The sequence below is a fragment of the Flavobacterium shii genome (assembly GCF_025847235.1).
Classification (GTDB): domain Bacteria; phylum Bacteroidota; class Bacteroidia; order Flavobacteriales; family Flavobacteriaceae; genus Flavobacterium; species Flavobacterium shii.
Genome location: NZ_JAOZEW010000005.1, coordinates 187667 through 207012, shown reverse-complemented (window position 1 = coordinate 207012; position 19346 = coordinate 187667). Strand labels below are relative to the sequence as shown.

Here is a 19346-nt window from a genome sequence, read left to right as displayed (position 1 = left end):
TTTAAATATCCCTAAATTGTTTTTGATGATTAAGTTGCCAAATATCTATTTTTTGTAGACATTCGATAAATAATTCATTGCTATTACCTTTACCAAAATCATTTTCAACACTTTTCACCTGATGTGAATTAATTATAGAAAGGGCGTTTTTAATACCGATTTCAGAATAATCTGTATTAATAATATCAGCATGAACAGCTCTGTTTTGTTGACGTGTTCCTATATTAATAATTGGAATTCCGTAATAAGGAGCTTCTCTAATTCCTGCACTACTATTACCAATAATAAATAGGCTGTTCTTTAATAAAGTCAAGAAATATTCAAAACGCAGTGACGGAAAAACCCTGAATCTTACATTATCTTTTAATTTTTTGTAAGCTTCAAGTATAAATTGACTTCCCAGATCATTATTAGGGAATATCACGATATAATTATGGTTATCATCTAGTAATGAATTAACAAAGTTCTCTACATATTGTTCCATTTCTTTAATTTCAGTTGTAACCGGATGAAACATAACAATTGCGTATTTTTCAAAATCTATTTTATAATAGGCTTTTGCGATATTCAACTCAGGCAATTGATCTGAAAACATAATATCTACATCCGGAGAACCAATTGTAAATATTGATTCTTTTATTTCTCCCATTTGTATCAATCTTTTCTGCGCTTGCTTATTAGACACAAAATGTATATGACTCAATTTGCTCACGCTATGACGAATTAATTCATCAACTGTCCCAGAAACTTCGCCTCCTTCAATATGCGCAACTAAAATATTATTAAGAGATCCTACAATAGCTCCTGCTAGAGTCTCGACCCTATCACCATGAACTACAATCATATCCGGATTTACATCTTTACAATAAGCTGAAAGTCCTTCGATGGTTTTAGCAAGAGTTAAATCCATTGTGGTTTCATGAGTATGATTTTTGAAAGTATGGATGTTTTTAAAATTACATCTTTCAATTTCAATTAAGGTATAGCCATACACTTCTTGCAAATGCATTCCGGTAATGAAAACATATGCTTCAAAATCTTGTTGTTTTTCAAGAGTCTGAATTAATGATTTTATTTTGCTGAAATCGGCACGAGTGCCTGTAAGAAATAGGATTTTTTTCACTGAATTACTAAAATTTTTCAGGTTTATTAGATACAAATTTCAACAAGAAAAAGAATCTTTTGAATGTATAATACAATTCGATTACAAATCGTCTTGTTAATTTTAAAATTAATCCCAGCAAGCCTTTATTAGCAGTATTGTAACTATAAGACGTATTCCATAATTGATATCCTCCTATAGTTTCATTTTTAAATCTAAAAAAAATTTGTCTATGATTTCTAACAATATCATAACAAAAAATAGAAGGAGAAAATTCAATATCAAAACCATTTTTTAAAACTCTTACTGACCATTCTTTATCCTCCATTGTTGTTATATCATCTTTGAACTTATGCATTTCCCAGACTTTTTTACTGAACGCTGAACCACAAAATATTAAACCCGACTTATTTGGATCTATTTTTGAAGAAATAGAATCAATATAGTTTTTATAATCATTTTTGTTGTGTAAACATCGTAATCCTGCTAAATTATTGTTTTCGCTAAATTTCTGTTTTATCAATTTAAAAAAATCGTGGCTAACAGGATAAGCATGAGCACTAAAAATAACTACTATATTATTTAAAGCACTCTCTGCAGCTAAATTAGCACTACCTCCATAACTAAAATTTTGAATTTGTACTAGTTTTGAATTGTACTTATTTACAATTTTTTTACTATCATCATCAGACATATTATCAATGACAATTATTTCATCTATATCTTCCTGATAACGCTGTCTTAAATTTTTAAGTAAAAATTCTAAAGCTTCAGATTGGTTCTTATTTCTAATTACGACAGATATTTTACTCAAAATGTGATTTTGTTAATTGTTCATCATTTGCAATATCTTTTAAAGCTATTTTGCCTATTAAATCATTAAAAAGTTCTGCTAGAATTTCACCTGTGCCTGGACGTTTCACCCAAATATTATCTTTGGTAAAAACGTCTCCTTTCTTTATGTCTTTAATGGTACAAACGGTAGCAAAAGCAAAATCTATCGTCACTTGTTCTTCTAATGCAGGCTTTTTTGTCCCGCCTCGCATCTGTGCAATTTCCGACGAAGAAACAATTAATTCCTGACAACTTTTTTCGTCCATACTACAAACAATGTCCGGACCAGTGCGTTGCATATGATCTGTAAAATGCCTTTCTAAAACACTTGCTCCAAGTGCAACAGCTCCTAAACAGGCATTATTATTTAAAGTGTGATCACTTAAACCAAAAACTTTGTTTGGAAAAGCATTATGCAATTCTATCATTGCACCAAACCTAACTAAATGAATTGGGGTTGGATATAAATTCGTAGTATGTAAAAGCGCGACTGGAATATCATGTTTATCAAAAATAGCTACTGCTTTTTGAACACTTTCAATGGTATTCATTCCAGTACTTAAAATTACTGGTTTTCCAAATGAAGCTATATGCTCCAGTAAAGGATAATTATTACATTCGCCAGAACCTATTTTATAAGCCGGAACATCGAACTTTTTCAAACGTTCTGCTGCTGCGCGCGAAAATGGTGTAGAAATAAAAATCATACCTTTACTTTCTACATAATTTTTAAGTTCCAATTCGTCTGTTTCATTCAACGAACAGCGCTCCATAATTTCGTAAATAGAAACATCCGCATTTCCTGGAATTACTTTCTTTGCAGCACCACTCATTTCATCCTCTACAATATGGGTCTGATGTTTTACAACCTCAACTCCTGCTCTATGTGCAGCATCAACCATTTCTTTTGCAACTTGTAGGGAACCTTCGTGATTAATTCCGATTTCGGCAATTACTAAGGGAGCAAAATCTTGTCCAATTTTTCGTCCTGCTATTTCTATATATGGATTCATAAAGTAGGTTTGGTATTTAAGGTTTTATATGAGTATGATATAAATATTTGGCGTAATCGAAGTCTTCTTGTGTATCAATATCAACATTGGCAAAAATATGATCTATTTCGAAAGGAAATGCATCTTCAGAGATAATTATATCGCTAAGAATTAATGATGCTTTTGTAATATAAAGCAATCCATTTTCAAAATAAAGAGGTTCAATATCCTGACTCCTCTGCCCAATTTTGTAATTGTACGGAATAAATTTCTGATCTATAATTTTTCCGAATTTTTTATGATTTCTTGAAACCGTAAATAAACTATCACAGTTTTGTTTTTGATAAATTTCAAAAGTATCTTTCAACAAATTTTCCGGGCGAATAGGATTGGTAGCCTGAAGTAAAATGACATTTTCTACCACTAAATCTATACTTTGCAAAACATGTTTTAATGCTGAAACTGTTGGTTCAAGATCTCCTGAAATGTTCTTGGGTCTTTCAATAACTTTTACCCCATATTTCAGAGCAATATTTCTAATATCCTCATCATCTGTCGAAACATATATTTCATCTATAATGTTACTATTCGCTTTCGCAAATAATATACTAAATACTATTAACGGAACTCCGTCAAGTAATTTTATATTTTTTTTAGGCAATCGTTTAGATCCACCCCTAGCTGGTATTATAGCAATATTTTTCATTTAAGGTCTTGAGTAGATAGATTCCTCATTTTTTCAATTACACTTTTATCAACCGGGTTTCTGTATTTTAAAATTTTTGGAATATGAATGAACACAATACTAATTGTTTTAAAATATATTTTGAAATATTTAATATCACTCAAAGCATACTTTTTAAAATTGTGCCAATACAATTTTAAGACATTTAATAAAGGAAAAGGATAATAAACCAAAAAAAAATATGCTGAATTTTTTAGTTGTTTTTCAAATCTAAAGTAATTCTGTTTATCTAATTTTCTTTGTTCTTTATTAACTCTATGATTTACTTTAATTTTATTAGAATATAGAATATCATATCCTTTTGCTAAAACTTCAATAGAAACACAAGACTCTTCACCATAAATATCAATCCAGACTGGAAATCCATTTGTCACGTTATAAACTGATTTTCGAATCGCAAAACCACAACCAATAAATTCAGAAAAAAGAAATTCTTTATTTTGATTTTCGGATTGCTTTAATGCCTCAATATCTGACTCAAAAACACCTTTTATTTCTTCAAAAGCGATAATAGCAACATTAGAATTACTCGCGAACAATAATTCAATCTGCGCTATAAAATTTTCATTCAATGGATGTGCATCATCATCTAAACCAATTAAAATTTCTGCACTTGCAAGTGGATAAATCTTATGTCTGGCCGCAGAAGCACCAATTGACACAGGAGAAACAAACCATTTTATCCAAGTCAATTCATTTTGAAGATCCGATGAGTCATCTGTACAACCATCTAAAAAAACTAAAACCTCTACTTCCGATTTGTTAATTAAAGATTCAATAATCAATAATGTTTTAAACAAATCTTGTTTACGATTTTTGGAAACTATCAGAATTGAAGCTCGCATTTAATATTTTTTTATCATGCTATATGGGATTTTTTTCCACTTTAAAAATAATTTCACAGTCCATTTTATGGATATGAATTTTATAAACAATCTATTTTTTACAAAATATGACACTTTATTTAATTCATTTTTTTTCAAGAAATCATGTTGAAAGCCAACAACTTTAATCTCCATGTGATTCATTTCCCCGAACATCCAATCCTCAAGGACATTTCCCATGTGATAAGCATAGTTATCTTCTGTAGTCAAGCGCCAATAATCTTTTTCTAATGGTATTCTATCTAGATAACCTTCACTTTCTCCTCCCATTTTATAATTAAAATAAGATGGAATTTCTTCAAATATATCTCTTTTATATGTTGCCACAAAATGACCGGAACCAATCAAAACATTCAAATCTGAATTAATTTTTAATCCGAGATTAAATTCTAAATAATCCTGATTATAACTTCGGTCCCAACCGATACTATCATAAAAACGCATTAAATCATATTTGTTTTTTACCTGAATAAATTTCAGTTTTCTACTGCAAAAATTATCAAAAAGCACATTCCCACAATAGCTTTCATACATTTTAAACTGAGGAACAATACCTACTACTCCTGCATTTGGGATATGACTAAAAACTTTTACGGTTTCACTTTGCCAATTTGGCAAAAACATTACATCTGAATCTGAAATAGTAACCAATTCTATATTATTCCCTGCTAAACCTTTAAGTATTGCATTAAGTTTACCTATATTTTCAGTATGAATTAGTTCATGGATTTTATTTTGTTTCAAAAGAGTGTCTAAATAATCCGAAACAATCTTATCGCTTCCATTATTTACAATAGATATAAAGGTTTTTTTATGAATTGTTGTAAATAAAGACTTTAAACATAGTTTTAAAATTGCTAAACTATCTTGAAAATACCCCTCATGATTCGGAATATAAACTGGTATAACTATCTGATGAATATATTCAGACTCACCATTTTTTTGATCTTTATATGGATTGTAACCTACTCGCATTACCAATTAAATTATAAATTTTATTAACTTTTTTCTTATTTACTAGGTAATTTAGCCGTTCAATAGCAATTTTTTGATTTGTCAAAAAAGCATCTTCTAAAATATCTTTTTTATTAATGATATTCAAAATGAGTCCTTTAATTTCAATAATTGATTCAGCATCACTAATCAATAATCCATTTTTACCATTTACTATAATTTCTGCAGTAACATTTCCGGGATTTGACTGTATTGGAAACGCTCCCATTATTATCGCTTCTAAAAGTGTATTAGGCATACCATCAGAAATGCTATTACCTATATATATCAATGATTTCCCCATCAACTTCATTATTTCTAAGTGAGAAAGTGCATTTCTGTCAAAAACTTTAAAATCAAGATTATTAATTTTTATATAATCTACCACACTTGAATGTGCAGCAAAAATTACTACCTCAAAATTCTGTATTTCATTTTTTAAAGAATCAAGTACTTTTATAATATTTAATCCCCTTCCTAGAGTATGCTCATAACCTTTTACCAAAATCACAACTCTGTCTGAAATAGGTATTTTATATGACTCAAGTTCTTCTAATTTGTAACCTGTTCCTCCCGGAATAACTCCTACATGCTTTCCTAAAAAACCGAATTGTTTTGCCAAAACATAATCTCGCTGACAATCCGTGTGCAAAAAATTAATACGTTTTAAAATCTCTTTAATTTTTTCTAAATGAAAAGGAAATCGTTGATAATAATATAAATCATTTCCCCAACATGAATATAACCACATTATTTTAGGTTGACTTTTCATAGTGGCTAAAATAGGATATGAGCAACTTTGCATTTCAAAACTATGAATAACATCAGGTTGAATTTCTAAAATTATATTTTCTAAAGCTTCATTTACTGTTGTTTCACAAAATGGAATAATCCTGCGATATAGGGCAGGTAATTTTTTACTTAAAAAATACTCTCCTTTTATATAAGGTATTTTCCTTTTTTTCCATCCGATAAACTGTTGTACAGAATCTAAAGTTTCTAATTTTCCTCTATCTAAAATATCAAACCAATACAATTCATGATTTGTATCTTTCAAGTTCTCTATCCAGCGAATAACATGAACAGATGGCATTGAAACAAAAAGAATTTTCATTTTACAGAATAGGTTTTACTACAGTTCCCGATAATCCAACAATCATTGTAGACTTTTTAAAATTAGCAGGAGCTTTATCATTTTTATATAGATAGGCAATAATTGGTTTTGCTATTACTCTCATAATCTTCTTTTTTTTACCCCATAAATACATATTTACCCATAACCCCAACATTTGTGCCATTGCAGCATGGTAACCACCCATTGCTTTTATTTTTATATCAGCAAAGCCATTTCTTTTAAAAATCATTTCTAACGCAAAAGGTGTATATCTGTAATAATCATGCGGAACTTCATGCAGAGACATTAAAAAAGGAACTGTAAAAAAAAACATTCCTCCGGGTTTTAAAACTCTTTTTACTTCTGCCAAATAGGCGTCAGGATCTGAAACATGTTCGAGAACCTCGGTAGAAATTACAACATCAAAACTAGCATCAATAAAAGGCATTATTTTTCCATCCCACAAATAATCAGGTTGAATATCTTCATAATTCAAACTGGAATCAATATCCAGTCCTGTATAATTAGTTACTGCTGAATTAGATAAAATTAACTTTTTATAAGGCATGCTTCCGCATCCTGAATCTAATAGTGTTCCAGAAAAAAAAGACGCTGTATTTGCAACAGCCTTAAATATTTCGCTTCGAACAATATAACTTTCAAGGTTATTTTTTGAAAGGCGCAGATTTGTAAAAGAATTAGACATATGTTGATTAATTTAGGCCATTACAAGAGTTTATAACCTTTTTTAAAAATACTGTAAATAATAAATCCGAATATGCTTTTAGTCATTTCTAAAAATTGGAAAAGTTGAAGTTCTAAAATTAAAAGTTCTTTTAAATAGTAAAATTTATGCATATCATTTTCAACCAATGCTTCTCTCAATATAGATTTATGACGATTTTTTAGATACAGTTTTATTTTTTTTGAGTTTGCTTTCTTATTTTCTCTAATCAATAATAAGTGTTTTCTAATCGCTTTGAATTCTGATTGTATTTCCTCAAAATTAAGTTTACCTATTTCATTTGATAATGATGCTTCATGTACGCGATATTGAATAAGTGGTTCTTCTAGATAAATAATAGAAGGCTCCTGATACAACATTCGAAGGTTAAAATCCCAATCATCTAAATTTTTGATAGTTTCGTCAAATAATTCTTTTTGTTTGTTTATGATACTTCTTTTCCAAAGTGGTCCGGAAATATAAAAAGTAATTTTGCCTACTAAATAATCCTCTATTAAATTATCAGAATAAATTTTATTTTCTTTTAAAAATTTATCATTTTTAAAATCATAATATACAACCTTACAGACAACACATTCTGTAGTATCATTTATTACCTTTATTTGATTTTCAAGTAAATTAATATGCATCAAATCATCACTGTCAAACCATTTTAAATATTCACCTTTGCTTATTTCAAAACCAAAATTTCTACTGGAATTTGGTCCTTTTGGTCTCTCTTTTGGTCTCTTATGATATTTAAATCGGTCATCCTTTTTAGTATAGTTATGTAATAAAAAATCAGTATCATCAGTAGAACCATCATCGATAATAATGCATTCCCAATTTTCATAAGTCTGCAACAAAATACTATTAAGAGTTTCACTTATCAAATGAGCTCTATTATAGGTTGGGATTATTATGGATATTAATGGTAAACTCATTTATATATTTTTCAATAAAAACTTAGTCATTTTATGATACCCTTTTTTATTGAAATAATATAAGTTTAAAGTTGAAATAATTTTTAAAATTGTCATTTCTTTAAATGTTAACTTTAACTCTTTATTAAATAAAATTAGCGTTTTATTTAAAATTTCAGTATTAGAATTTGGCAACAAATGAAATCGGATTTGATTAAATAATTTTACAATTATTTTCTTTTTTAAATCTTTTTTTTGGTCTACACTAAAAGTATTTAAAATCGACCTATAATAATCAAAAAGCGAATCTATTATATTTTGCTGACCTCGTGGAGTTTCATATTTATTTAAACTTTTAAGATCTACTCTATAGAAACAATCTGTTAAATCAATTACTTTATAGCTAGGCTTTAATTTATGGAGTAAATTGATATGAAATTCATCATCTTGAAAATTTTGAATATTTTCATTAAATTTCAAATTACCGTTAAAAACAGAATGCTTTCTATAAATTGGTCGGGTAATATTCCATGGAAGTTTTCTTCCAAAAATAAATTCCAGAATTGTATCTCTGTTATTTCCCTCAAAAATTTTTCTAGTTTCATCAATAAAACAGTTATTAAGATTGGTAAAATGTCCCATTGAAAAGACTAGTATATCGTATTTAGGATATTTACTAAAAGCATTGGTCCTTTTTTCTAAACAATCTATTAGTAACAAATCATCACTATCTAAAAACATAATATACTCTCCCTTTGACTTTTCTATACCGTAATTCCTACAGGCATTTGCTCCTTTTAAAGTATCAAGAGGTCTACTATAATACTGGAAACGAGAATCTTTGTATCTATATCTTGCAACTAAATCGCTTGTGTTATCTGTAGATTCATCGTCGACTATAATGCACTCCCAATTTTGATAAGTTTGTACTAAAACACTATCTAATGACTCTCCAATGACATGAGAGCGATTAAATGTTGGGATTATTATAGAGACTAACGGATATTTCAATTTATTTTTTTATAATAAATCATTGACTTTATAAATAACTTTACTTCATGGAATAATATTAATTTGGATTTCCATTCTCTTTTAATTTTCAAATATTGAAAATAAACTTTCGGTGAATACTTTTCTCTGTTCAAAAAATAATCTTTAAATATGTTATTCATAATATTTGATAGATATCTTTCAAAACCTGTTTTCTCAAAAAAAGAAATTTCATTCGCAAGAATTAATTTATTTTTTAAATCAGGAAATTGCTGCATTTCCTCAAAAAAAAGCACGTCCCGTTGAATAATCTTCTCTAAAACATTTTGGCTCTCCCTATTTTTTTCAAAATTCAAATAATTCAACAAGTTTACTTTGATTACTACAGCTGCCTTTTTTTGCTCATTGCTCCTTTTTTTAGAAACTTGTGAATTGTGCATCCGATAATTTAGTAAAACTTCTTGTAAATTGTGTAATTTCCCTAATACTGATAACCTTGTCCAAAGATCATAATCTTCTGCAGGTTCTTTACTAACATCATATATTAAATCATATTTTTGGAAAATTTTTATTCTCATCATTACCGTTGGATGTCCTATAGGACATTCTTCCAGCATGGCAAGTTTAATCTCTTCATGATTTTCACAAACGGCATATATTTTATCAGTCTCAATTATTTTAAAAAAACTTCCACAAACAACTATATCTAGATTTTTATCTAAAAAATTAATTTGCTTTTCAAACCTTTCTGGAAAACTTATATCATCTCCATCCATTCTAGCAATATATTCTCCTTTAGCAATACTTAATCCGTAATTTAGACTGTTAGTATACCCCGTATTTAATGGTTTTTCAATTAATTTAATTCTATTATCATCGTAGCTTCTTATAATTGACAATGTTTCATCTGTAGAAGCGTCATCAATTATTATAAATTCAAAATCTGAAAAAGTTTGATTTAAAATACTGTCAATTGCTTCTTTTATATAGAGTTCGCAATTGTAAACAGGCATTAAAACTGTAATTCTTGGGTGATTAGAAATATTCATTATTCTAAAAGTATTTTTTCAATATTTTCAATATTTTTAAAAATGTCTCTATTATTAAAAACATCATGAAATTGTTTATCTGAAAGAAGATCAGCAACTTTATTATCATATAGAACTTTTTTACTAGCCTCAACAAATGCCAATAGATCTTTATAGTGCGGGTAAACAACATCTAATCTATTTATTTGTTTGTTTTCACCAATAAAAAAATCCCAAAAAATTTGTGGAGTTCCTGTTAAACAAACTTCTAATGCTGCGAAACCTGCAGGCAAATTATTATATCCTTGAAACCAAACCAAATCTAATTTTTCTTCCAGAATAGTTATTTTCATGTCTGACTGATGTCCTCTAAAATGAACTTTACCATTCAAATCTAAATTATTAATATAACGATCGTATTCGGCATATTTATAATTTCCAACTCCAAAAATATGTAATTCTATATTATAATCTTGACTTAACAAAACCTGATAGGCATATAAAAAAGGGTCTAAAGGTTTGTCTTTATGTAATCTTGTAAATATTCCTATCTTTTTAGTTTTACATCTCTCATTAAATTGCCATTTATTATACTCATTTGTAACTGTTAAGCACAAAGGCATAAATTCATATTTGTAATTACTAAAACCTTCAAATTCATATTCAATTTGTCTTATATTATCAAATCCTCCCATAAATACAAATTGCTTGTTCTTTTCAAAATTTCTATAGCTTTCGGATTGAAATCTTGAACACATAATGAAGATGAAAATTTCTTTAAAATAATCTACTGGAATACTATTTGATAATGATTGATAAACATATTCTCCCATAAATATCACTTTGTCATAATTATCGAATAAAGTAATTAAATTTCTAATATTGTTATCTCTAACCTTTAGATTCAATGAATTTCTTAATATTTTATTTAATATTTTAGGAACTAATCCCTTTTTATTTTTTTTAATAAAATCTTTTAACAAAAGAATCTTTGTACCCAAACAAAGGTGCTTTTCATAAAAATAATCCCGCAAATCTAATCTTGTATTTAACTCTACTAAACTAAGTATAGTCAATTCAAACTTATCCTTATTCAATGCACTATCAAATTCATACATCTCTCGCTGCGCACCATTATGATAAAAATCAGAAACAATAAATAATATCTTTTTCTTACTCATTTTTTATTGTATGTATAATTAATTTAATATCATCATCTGATAGTTCATAATAAAATGGCAATCGCAATAATGTATCCGAATACAAATCACTAAAAATTAAATCTTCTCCCGAATATTGATTTGAATAAAATGGACTTTTATGCAGACTCAAATAATGGAATACAGGATAAATTTCTTTGTTTTTTAAACGAGCAATACATTCATTTCTTTTTTCTAATGATTCAAAAATCAAATAAAACATATGCGCATTATTCGTAGCATAATCCGGTAATTGTGGCAATTTAAAATCTCCATCCTTCTCATTTTTTTTTAAACCTTCATTATACTGACTCCAAATTTGTTTTCTCCTTTTTTGGATTTTATCTAAATATTCAATTTGTGCCCAAAGAAAAGCAGCAATAACTTCTGATGGCAAAAAAGAAGAACCTATATCAATCCATCCATATTTATCAACTTCACCTCTAAAAAAAGCAGATCTATTTGTTCCTTTTTCCCAAATAATTTCTGCTCTACTTGCAAATTGTTTATCGTTTATTACAAGCATACCTCCCTCTCCCGAGATTATATTTTTAGTTTCATGAAACGAAAAAGCTGACAAATGCCCTATGGAACCTAATGCTCTTTTTATTCCGTCCTTTCCAGTATAAAAACTATCTATAGCTTGGGCAGCATCTTCAACGACAAATAAATTATATTTTTTAGCAATTTCCATAATAGAATCCATATCACATGCGATACCTGCATAATGAACCGGAACAATCACTTTAGTCTTCAATGTAATTAATGATTCTAGTAAATTGCTATCAATATTTGGATTTTCAGAATTAGAATCAGCAAAAACAATTTTTGCTCCTCTCAATACAAAAGCATTTGCAGTAGAAACAAAAGTATAAGACGGCATTATCACTTCATCTTCAGGTTTGATATTAATTAAAATTGCAGCCATTTCTAATGCATCCGTACAAGATGTTGTCAGCAAACATTTTCCAAAACTATACTTTTGTTCAAAAAAATATTGACATAGTTGTGTATACTTTCCATTACCTGATATTTTTCCAGAAACGACAGCATCGGTAATATATTGTGTTTCTTTCCCCGTAAGATAGGGCTTGTTGAAATGTATCATTATCTTATAAATCTTAATGGGTTACCAATATACAGCCCACATTTTACAATTGATTTGACCACTAGCGAACCGGCTCCAATTTGAGTATTATTAATAATATTTATATTATCAATAACTGTCGAATTGATTCCCAAGAAACACAGTTCTTCAATTGTTACAAATCCTGCAACAGCAACCCTTGGCGATAAAAAAGTATGCTTTCCGATAGTAGTATCATGAGCAATAGAACAACTTATATTTAAAACACTGTTTTTTTTTATAATAACTCTTGCATCAATTACGCAGCCGGGATAAATTACAGAACCACTTTCTATAATTGCAGTAGAATCAACCCAAGCCGTCGAGTGTATTAGTTTTCCAAAAGGAATTTTATTTTCAAGTCTTTCGAACAAATGTTTTTTCACATCTAAATGCTTATATCCAATTCCTATTAATAATTCATCAAATTGTTTTAATACAAAAGCCTTTTCAATATCAGCCGTTTTTCCAATTACTGGAATTGAATTCACACTTTTTTTAATAGAGAAATCATCAAAAAAAACTACTTTTTTATACTGTTGGTCAGACAATGCAAAATGAGCAATTTGTTGCCCTAAGTCTCCTGCCCCAATAATGGCTAATGTTTTCATATTCAAAATATAAGGTACTTACGAGCTTCAATTCCCTCATTAAATAACAAATCTAATATTGAAACACCATGAACAAATGGAGGATACAATTGTTCATACTCCGGATATGCCGAATAATCAAAATAATTGATTTTCACACCCGCTTCTTCAAAAATTTTTTCATTCATATATACTTTAGCTGCTGGACCTGAAAAATAATCCGTTCCATTTAACTTTAAACATAAATCAAGTAACCGCTCTGAACGTTCCTCTTTTAAAGAAAAATCAGAAGAAAAATGAAAATTAGTTTTTATGTTTAATATTTCACAAATTGCACTTATAAATCGAAAATTTATCTCTGTTAAATACTTAGATGTTGTGTTTAAATATAAGTCTTCAAAAAAATCTTTATAATAATTAAAATTAGCTGACTTGCCATAAGCTTGTTTTATAACATTCCAATGGTCATTATTCCAATTTTTGTCAGATATTTTAGTTTCGCTTATTTTTTGTAAATACTTACCTTTAACTTCAACTGGAATTGTCAACCATTTAATGCCCGATTGAGTTTTAATTAAATTTCTATTTCTCCAATCTCTTTTAGTAAATTGCATATCATCATAGATTACAAAATCATCCGCCAAAGCAATTGAATCGAAATATCCCTTCCAAGGAATATAATTTGATTGAGTGATTATAATTTTTCTCATTAAGATATAATATCTTTAGTACTCCACGATAATGAAGGTCGAATCATTCCATTAACTTTCCCTAAATAACCAGATTCTCTTATAATATCTTTTACTTCAAAAGTCAATAATTCATAATCACTAAACAAAGGGTTCATTTCATTTGTATGAAAATAAACATGTATTTGATATACATCATCATTTAAAAAATTAGATGGAATTTCGCAACAAATCTCACTAGCTTTGTTTAATTTACAATTAAACTTACCTCCTGAACCAAAAACAATATCCCCTTTTATAGTTTTTAAATCAAACCCTACAGAAATTAATTCTTTATTTGTTTGATTAATTATATTCATTTTAAAATTAATCAACGAAGTCACATCGATTATATCATTTTTATTATTTGAAGAGGCATTTTCAATTCCAGCATACATAATTCGAATTTTATCGTTGCCTTTAGCTTTACTAATAGAATCAAAATTAATAATTCGTTCTGAAAAAGAATTACTTTGCAAATAATCTGAAATTACTTTAGTAGGGTCTCCACTGCTACAAATTTTTCCATGTTCCATAGATACAACACGTGTACAAAGTGTTTCTATTGCAGCCATATTATGGCTCACAAATAAAACAGTTCTACCTCCTTCACGAGAGATATCCTGCATTTTTCCAATAGCTTTTTTCTGAAATTCAGCATCTCCAACAGCCAAAACCTCATCAATAACCAAGATTTCCGGTTCTAAAAATGCCGCTACTGCAAAAGCTAATCGCACGGTCATTCCGCTACTATATCTTTTTACGGGAGTATCAATATAACGTTCGCAACCTGAGAATTCAATAATTTCATCTAGTTTTGATGTAATCTCTTTTTTAGTCATTCCGAGAATGGCTCCATTTAAAAAAATATTTTCTCTGCCTGTCATCTCTCCATTAAACCCCGTTCCTACTTCAAGAAGAGATGCAATACGACCGCGGGACTTTATACTTCCTGTTGTTGGAGCAGTTACTTTTGAAAGTATTTTCAAAAGCGTAGATTTTCCAGCTCCATTTTTACCAATAATCCCAAGAACTTCTCCTCGTTCAACTTCGAAGTTAATATCCTGCAAAGCCCAAACATAATCTGAAGTCCCTTTAGTAGAGCGATCGTTTGTGTCTCCAATTTTTAAATACGGATTTTCTTTTCCTCTTATTTTACACCACCAACGATTAATGTCATGACTCAGAGTTCCGGTGCCTACTTGTCCTAAACGATATTGTTTAGAAATATTCTCTGCCTTTAATATTATATCTTTTTTCAATTGTAAATAGTAGTAATGTAAATTAGGTAATGTGTAGAAATTTAAACAGTGTCTATAAAACTCTTTTCGGTTTTATTAAAAACCAAAAGTCCTATAAAAAATACAGCAATAGTTACGACTAAAGTATATGACAATCCTAAAAACGAGACTTCCCCCACATTTAAAAGCATAAAACGGGCTGTTTCTATTATATATGCCAATGGGTTAAATTCGACAAGCCATCCATAACTAGGTAATTTGTCTTTAATTAATTCCATTGGATACATTACTGCAGACAAATACATCAACAGTTGTATTCCAAAACCTATCAAATGACTAAAATCACGATATTTTGTTACCATTGCGGATATAAGCATTCCTAATCCTAATCCAAGTATTCCCATTATAACGATCAAGAGAGGAAAGAATAAAACAAGACCATTTAGACTCAAATCAGCACCTTGAAAATAATAGAAAATATAGAACCCTATGAAAATTAAAAATTGAATTCCAAATTTTACCAGATTAGAAATAACAACAGATAGAGGAGTAATAATTCTGGGAAAATAAACTTTTCCAAATATAGCTGCATTAGCTTTAAACGTATCTGATGTACCTGTTAAACATGCTGTAAAATAATTCCAAACTGTTATTCCTGCCAAGTTAAATAAAAATGGAGGAACTATGCCTGTATCAATACCAGCAACATTATTAAATATTATAGTAAAAGTTACAGAAGTAAATAAGGGTTGAATTAAATACCATAGTGGTCCCAAAACAGTTTGTTTGTATACGGTAATAACATCTCGTTTAACGAAGAGAAAAAGTAAATCCCTATACTGCCAAACTTCCTTTAAGTTTAGTGAGAAGAATTTGTTCTTGGGAGTTATTTCAAACAACCAAGTACTCGAAGTGTTTTCTGGTTTATTCATCAGTATTTTAAGATTCTATTTTAAAAACAAGTAACTGTTACTCAATTTTTAAGACTAAAAACAGTGGTATTATTAATTGCAAATATAATGATTTCATTAAATGATCATTATTATCTACTGTATTTGTATTTTAAATAGTAAAAAACAGAAAAGGTGTCTTTTATACAAAAAACACCTTATTATAAGAATTTAAAGCACAAGTATATCTTTACGCCTATAAATTTATTTATCCAAAATCTCGAAACTAGAATTCATACTTTTAAATTCTGGTACAATTTTCTTCATTTTAGCAACGATATCGTCATTATCAAAAAATTTAGATATACCAATTAGTTCATCAATTTCAATATGTAACGTCTCATATTCATCCTGAATTTCTTCGGCAATCATGATTTTATTATGATATGTAGGAAGTGTTTTTGAGGTATCATTTAGTAATTCTTCAAAAAGTTTTTCTCCTGGTCTTAGTCCAACTATCTGAATCTTAATTTCCTTTTCGGGTATAAATCCTGCTAATTTTATCATCTTCCTAGCCAAATCAATAATTCGAACAGGTTTACCCATGTCAAAAATATAAATTTCACCTCCATTACCCATTGCACCAGCTTCAAGAACCAACTGGCACGCTTCTGGAATTGTCATAAAATATCTAATAATATCCGGATGCGTTATAGTAAGTGGTCCCCCTTCAGCAATTTGCTTGGTAAACAAAGGAACTACTGATCCGTTAGACCCCAATACATTTCCAAAACGAGTAGTAATAAATTTTGTAGTATCATTACCCCGTTCCTTCTGATTTTTTAAGTGTAATGATTGTACGTATTTTTCGGCAATACGTTTACTGGCTCCCATGACATTACTTGGATTTACAGCTTTGTCTGTAGAAACCATTACGAATTTCTTTACTTTATATTTACAAGCTAAATCGGCTAAGTTTTTAGTACCTTCTATATTCGTTAAAATTGCCTGAGATGGATTTCCTTCCATCAATGGCACATGTTTATAGGCTGCAGCATGGAAAACAACTTGTGGCCCGTAAACTTTAAAAACCCTTTCCATAGCTTCTTTACTCTTCACATCGGCGATTACTGCATGGATTTGTGAATCTGAAATCATACTTTGTGTTTCCAAACAAAGACTATGTAGTGGTGTTTCTGCCTGATCTAACAAAATTATATTTCTAGGATTAAACCCTAATACTTGTCTTACTATTTCACTACCAATTGATCCTGCAGCTCCAGTAATTAAAATAGTTTTATCCTTTAACTGTTTAGATATCGACTTGCTATCCAATACAATTGGTTTTCTTTCTAGCAAATCTTCAATCTGAATATTTTTTACTTTTTGAGAAATTTCTTTTTGATTTTCCCAATCAGAAATTAACGGTACTGTATATACTCTATAATTAAACTCTAAGCACTGATCTACGATAATTAGCTGTTCTTCTTTAGATAAACTTTTATCCGCAATGATCAAACCTTCTGCGGCAACTGAACGCATTAATGCAGGCAACCTTTTCTTTTGAATCAAGATTGGTAAATCCAACATCCTTTTAGATGCATTCTGATTATTTTTATCTACAAATCCTACGATTTTAAAACGAGATGGAGTTTCAAACTTTAATGCATTAGCTACTGATATAGCATTGGCATCAGTTCCATAAATAATAGTTCTGATTAATTTACTATTATTTTTTTCTGCAAAATAAAGTTCAAATGTCTGTTTAACAACTACTCGATATAAAAATAAACCACAAAATGAAAGTACAATATTGATAAAAAGTGCTGTATTTAAAAATGCTTTATCACCATGATATAATTCAAATACAAAATTGAAAAACAAAAAAACAACCAATACTGACATTTGCGAAAACAGTAATTTGATTGCGTCAATGTAGGATGAATGTCTTATTATACCTGAATAAGTTCTAAATAACCAAAAGAAAAAAATATTAACAAATAAAAGTGATCCAACGAAATAGAACTCATGATGTGTAACGATATAACCTAGTCCAGTCCCCTTAAACAATAAATAAGTAAATGTAAAAGAGAAGATCAAGACCATTACATCCATTAAAACTATAATCCATCTAGGCAGATAGCTAAGATTATGAATATTAAGCCTCATGTTTGCTATAGAAAAGTATTTAGCAAATAAAATTGCCAGAGTAGTTGGTTTATTATTCAAATTAATTAGTCTTAAAATTACTGAGTGCGATAATAATTACAAAAATACGAAATAATGAATTCAAAAGATTAAAATTTCGGACCTGTTTTCTTTTGCTTCAAAAAATCCATCAAATAAGTGCCATAACCTGATTTAACAAGTGGTAATGCTAATTCTTCAAGTTGAGTATCATTAATAAAACCTTGTCGCCAAGCAATTTCTTCAATACAACCCACTTTTAGGCCTTGTCGTTCTTCTAACACCTGTACAAACTGACCTGCTTGCATCAAACTATTAAAAGTTCCTGTATCAAGCCAAGCCGTACCTCTACTTAAGATTCCAACTTTTAAAGCTTCTTTTAAAAGATACACTTTATTTACATCGGTAATTTCATATTCACCACGTGCACTAGGTTTGATATTTTTGGCTATTTCAACAACCGAATTATCATAAAAATATAATCCTGGAACTGCATAATTAGATTTAGGATTCTCTGGTTTTTCTTCAATAGAAATAGCTTTTAAATCCTGATCAAATTCTACTACTCCATAACGTTCCGGATCCGAAACATGGTAAGCAAAAACCACTCCTCCATTAGGTTTTGTATTAGAACGCAATAGTTCTTGCATATTAGCTCCAAAAAATATATTGTCTCCTAAAATTAAAGCGACATCATCATCTCCGATGAATTCTTCACCAATTACAAAAGCTTGTGCTAATCCGTTTGGAATAGCCTGTTCTGCATAACTAAATTTGCAGCCTAAGTTTTCACCGTCACCAAGTAATTTTTTAAAATTTGGTAGATCATGTGGAGTTGAAATAATTAAAATCTCATTTATCCCTGCCATCATCAAAGTTGATAGTGGATAATAAATCATTGGTTTATCGTACACTGGCATCATTTGCTTGCTCATCGCAAGTGTTAATGGGTGTAATCTTGTACCTGAACCTCCTGCTAAAATAATTCCTTTCATAAATTTTTATTTTAGATCTCAGATTTTAAATTTTAGATTATTTAAATTGAATCCAAAAATT

General features: G+C 29.2%; 19 protein-coding genes. All 19 read right to left on the bottom strand.

Annotated elements, in window-relative coordinates:
• Window position 1: 1 nt before the first annotated feature.
• Window positions 2-1123: a UDP-N-acetylglucosamine 2-epimerase gene (neuC, locus tag OIU83_RS07335; protein ID WP_264205597.1), complete on the bottom strand. Its 1122-nt coding sequence runs from the start codon at window positions 1121-1123 to the stop codon at window positions 2-4.
• A gap of 7 nt (window positions 1124-1130) precedes the next feature.
• Complete coding sequence (locus OIU83_RS07330) at window positions 1131-1916, bottom strand: glycosyltransferase (protein WP_264205596.1); 786 nt, start codon at window positions 1914-1916, stop codon at window positions 1131-1133.
• Complete coding sequence (neuB, locus tag OIU83_RS07325) at window positions 1909-2949, bottom strand: N-acetylneuraminate synthase (RefSeq protein WP_264205595.1); 1041 nt, start codon at window positions 2947-2949, stop codon at window positions 1909-1911. The genes OIU83_RS07330 and neuB overlap by 8 nt, the downstream gene beginning before the upstream one ends.
• 16 nt (window positions 2950-2965) lie before the next feature.
• A complete protein-coding gene (locus tag OIU83_RS07320; RefSeq protein ID WP_264205594.1) occupies window positions 2966-3634 on the bottom strand; it encodes an acylneuraminate cytidylyltransferase family protein in 669 nt (222 codons plus the stop codon).
• Entirely contained in the window at window positions 3631-4518 is an 888-nt protein-coding gene (locus OIU83_RS07315; protein ID WP_264205593.1) for a glycosyltransferase family 2 protein, read from the bottom strand. The genes OIU83_RS07320 and OIU83_RS07315 overlap by 4 nt, the downstream gene beginning before the upstream one ends.
• Window positions 4519-5532, bottom strand: a complete 1014-nt coding sequence (locus OIU83_RS07310) for a glycosyltransferase family A protein (protein ID WP_264205592.1) — start codon at window positions 5530-5532, stop codon at window positions 4519-4521. It abuts the gene before it with no gap.
• Window positions 5507-6664, bottom strand: a complete 1158-nt coding sequence (locus OIU83_RS07305) for a glycosyltransferase (RefSeq protein ID WP_264205591.1) — start codon at window positions 6662-6664, stop codon at window positions 5507-5509. The genes OIU83_RS07310 and OIU83_RS07305 overlap by 26 nt, the downstream gene beginning before the upstream one ends.
• 1 nt (window position 6665) lies before the next feature.
• Complete coding sequence (locus OIU83_RS07300) at window positions 6666-7370, bottom strand: class I SAM-dependent methyltransferase (protein ID WP_264205590.1); 705 nt, start codon at window positions 7368-7370, stop codon at window positions 6666-6668.
• 20 nt (window positions 7371-7390) lie between these two features.
• Window positions 7391-8332 (bottom strand): glycosyltransferase family 2 protein, encoded by a 942-nt coding sequence (locus OIU83_RS07295; RefSeq protein ID WP_264205589.1) that lies wholly within the window; start codon window positions 8330-8332, stop codon window positions 7391-7393.
• A complete protein-coding gene (locus OIU83_RS07290) occupies window positions 8333-9322 on the bottom strand; it encodes a glycosyltransferase family 2 protein (protein WP_264205588.1) in 990 nt (329 codons plus the stop codon).
• Complete coding sequence (locus OIU83_RS07285; protein ID WP_264205587.1) at window positions 9319-10350, bottom strand: glycosyltransferase family 2 protein; 1032 nt, start codon at window positions 10348-10350, stop codon at window positions 9319-9321. Before OIU83_RS07285 ends, OIU83_RS07290 begins: the two co-directional genes overlap by 4 nt.
• Window positions 10350-11510 carry a glycosyltransferase gene (locus OIU83_RS07280; protein ID WP_264205586.1) on the bottom strand — a complete coding sequence of 387 codons (1161 nt, stop codon included), beginning with the start codon at window positions 11508-11510 and terminating at the stop codon, window positions 10350-10352. The genes OIU83_RS07285 and OIU83_RS07280 overlap by 1 nt, the downstream gene beginning before the upstream one ends.
• Entirely contained in the window at window positions 11503-12636 is a 1134-nt protein-coding gene (gene rffA, locus OIU83_RS07275; RefSeq protein WP_264205585.1) for a dTDP-4-amino-4,6-dideoxygalactose transaminase, read from the bottom strand. The genes OIU83_RS07280 and rffA overlap by 8 nt, the downstream gene beginning before the upstream one ends.
• Window positions 12636-13265, bottom strand: coding sequence for an acetyltransferase (locus OIU83_RS07270; protein ID WP_264205584.1), 630 nt, complete (start codon window positions 13263-13265; stop codon window positions 12636-12638). The genes rffA and OIU83_RS07270 overlap by 1 nt, the downstream gene beginning before the upstream one ends.
• A gap of 2 nt (window positions 13266-13267) precedes the next feature.
• The gene (locus OIU83_RS07265) at window positions 13268-13954 is read right to left on the bottom strand and encodes a WbqC family protein (protein ID WP_264205583.1); all 687 of its coding nucleotides are present in this window, start codon (window positions 13952-13954) and stop codon (window positions 13268-13270) included.
• Window positions 13954-15234, bottom strand: coding sequence for an ABC transporter ATP-binding protein (locus tag OIU83_RS07260; protein ID WP_264205582.1), 1281 nt, complete (start codon window positions 15232-15234; stop codon window positions 13954-13956). The genes OIU83_RS07265 and OIU83_RS07260 overlap by 1 nt, the downstream gene beginning before the upstream one ends.
• A gap of 41 nt (window positions 15235-15275) precedes the next feature.
• A complete protein-coding gene (locus OIU83_RS07255; RefSeq protein WP_264205581.1) occupies window positions 15276-16145 on the bottom strand; it encodes an ABC transporter permease in 870 nt (289 codons plus the stop codon).
• A gap of 222 nt (window positions 16146-16367) precedes the next feature.
• Complete coding sequence (locus OIU83_RS07250) at window positions 16368-18272, bottom strand: polysaccharide biosynthesis protein (RefSeq protein ID WP_404827664.1); 1905 nt, start codon at window positions 18270-18272, stop codon at window positions 16368-16370.
• A gap of 128 nt (window positions 18273-18400) precedes the next feature.
• Window positions 18401-19285 carry a glucose-1-phosphate thymidylyltransferase RfbA gene (gene rfbA, locus OIU83_RS07245; RefSeq protein WP_264205579.1) on the bottom strand — a complete coding sequence of 295 codons (885 nt, stop codon included), beginning with the start codon at window positions 19283-19285 and terminating at the stop codon, window positions 18401-18403.
• Window positions 19286-19346: the final 61 nt, after the last annotated feature.

Coding starts and splice junctions, on each gene's coding strand:
- OIU83_RS07285 (WP_264205587.1), bottom strand. CDS start 10,350: ATGAATATTTCTAATCACCCAAGAATTACAGTTTTAATGCCTGTTTAC.
- OIU83_RS07280 (WP_264205586.1), bottom strand. CDS start 11,510: ATGAGTAAGAAAAAGATATTATTTATTGTTTCTGATTTTTATCATAAT.
- OIU83_RS07295 (WP_264205589.1), bottom strand. CDS start 8,332: ATGAGTTTACCATTAATATCCATAATAATCCCAACCTATAATAGAGCT.
- OIU83_RS07320 (WP_264205594.1), bottom strand. CDS start 3,634: ATGAAAAATATTGCTATAATACCAGCTAGGGGTGGATCTAAACGATTG.
- OIU83_RS07305 (WP_264205591.1), bottom strand. CDS start 6,664: ATGAAAATTCTTTTTGTTTCAATGCCATCTGTTCATGTTATTCGCTGG.
- OIU83_RS07265 (WP_264205583.1), bottom strand. CDS start 13,954: ATGAGAAAAATTATAATCACTCAATCAAATTATATTCCTTGGAAGGGA.
- OIU83_RS07255 (WP_264205581.1), bottom strand. CDS start 16,145: ATGAATAAACCAGAAAACACTTCGAGTACTTGGTTGTTTGAAATAACT.
- OIU83_RS07315 (WP_264205593.1), bottom strand. CDS start 4,518: ATGCGAGCTTCAATTCTGATAGTTTCCAAAAATCGTAAACAAGATTTG.
- OIU83_RS07310 (WP_264205592.1), bottom strand. CDS start 5,532: ATGCGAGTAGGTTACAATCCATATAAAGATCAAAAAAATGGTGAGTCT.
- rffA (WP_264205585.1), bottom strand. CDS start 12,636: ATGATACATTTCAACAAGCCCTATCTTACGGGGAAAGAAACACAATAT.
- OIU83_RS07300 (WP_264205590.1), bottom strand. CDS start 7,370: ATGTCTAATTCTTTTACAAATCTGCGCCTTTCAAAAAATAACCTTGAA.
- OIU83_RS07270 (WP_264205584.1), bottom strand. CDS start 13,265: ATGAAAACATTAGCCATTATTGGGGCAGGAGACTTAGGGCAACAAATT.
- rfbA (WP_264205579.1), bottom strand. CDS start 19,285: ATGAAAGGAATTATTTTAGCAGGAGGTTCAGGTACAAGATTACACCCA.
- OIU83_RS07250 (WP_404827664.1), bottom strand. CDS start 18,272: ATGAGGCTTAATATTCATAATCTTAGCTATCTGCCTAGATGGATTATA.
- neuB (WP_264205595.1), bottom strand. CDS start 2,949: ATGAATCCATATATAGAAATAGCAGGACGAAAAATTGGACAAGATTTT.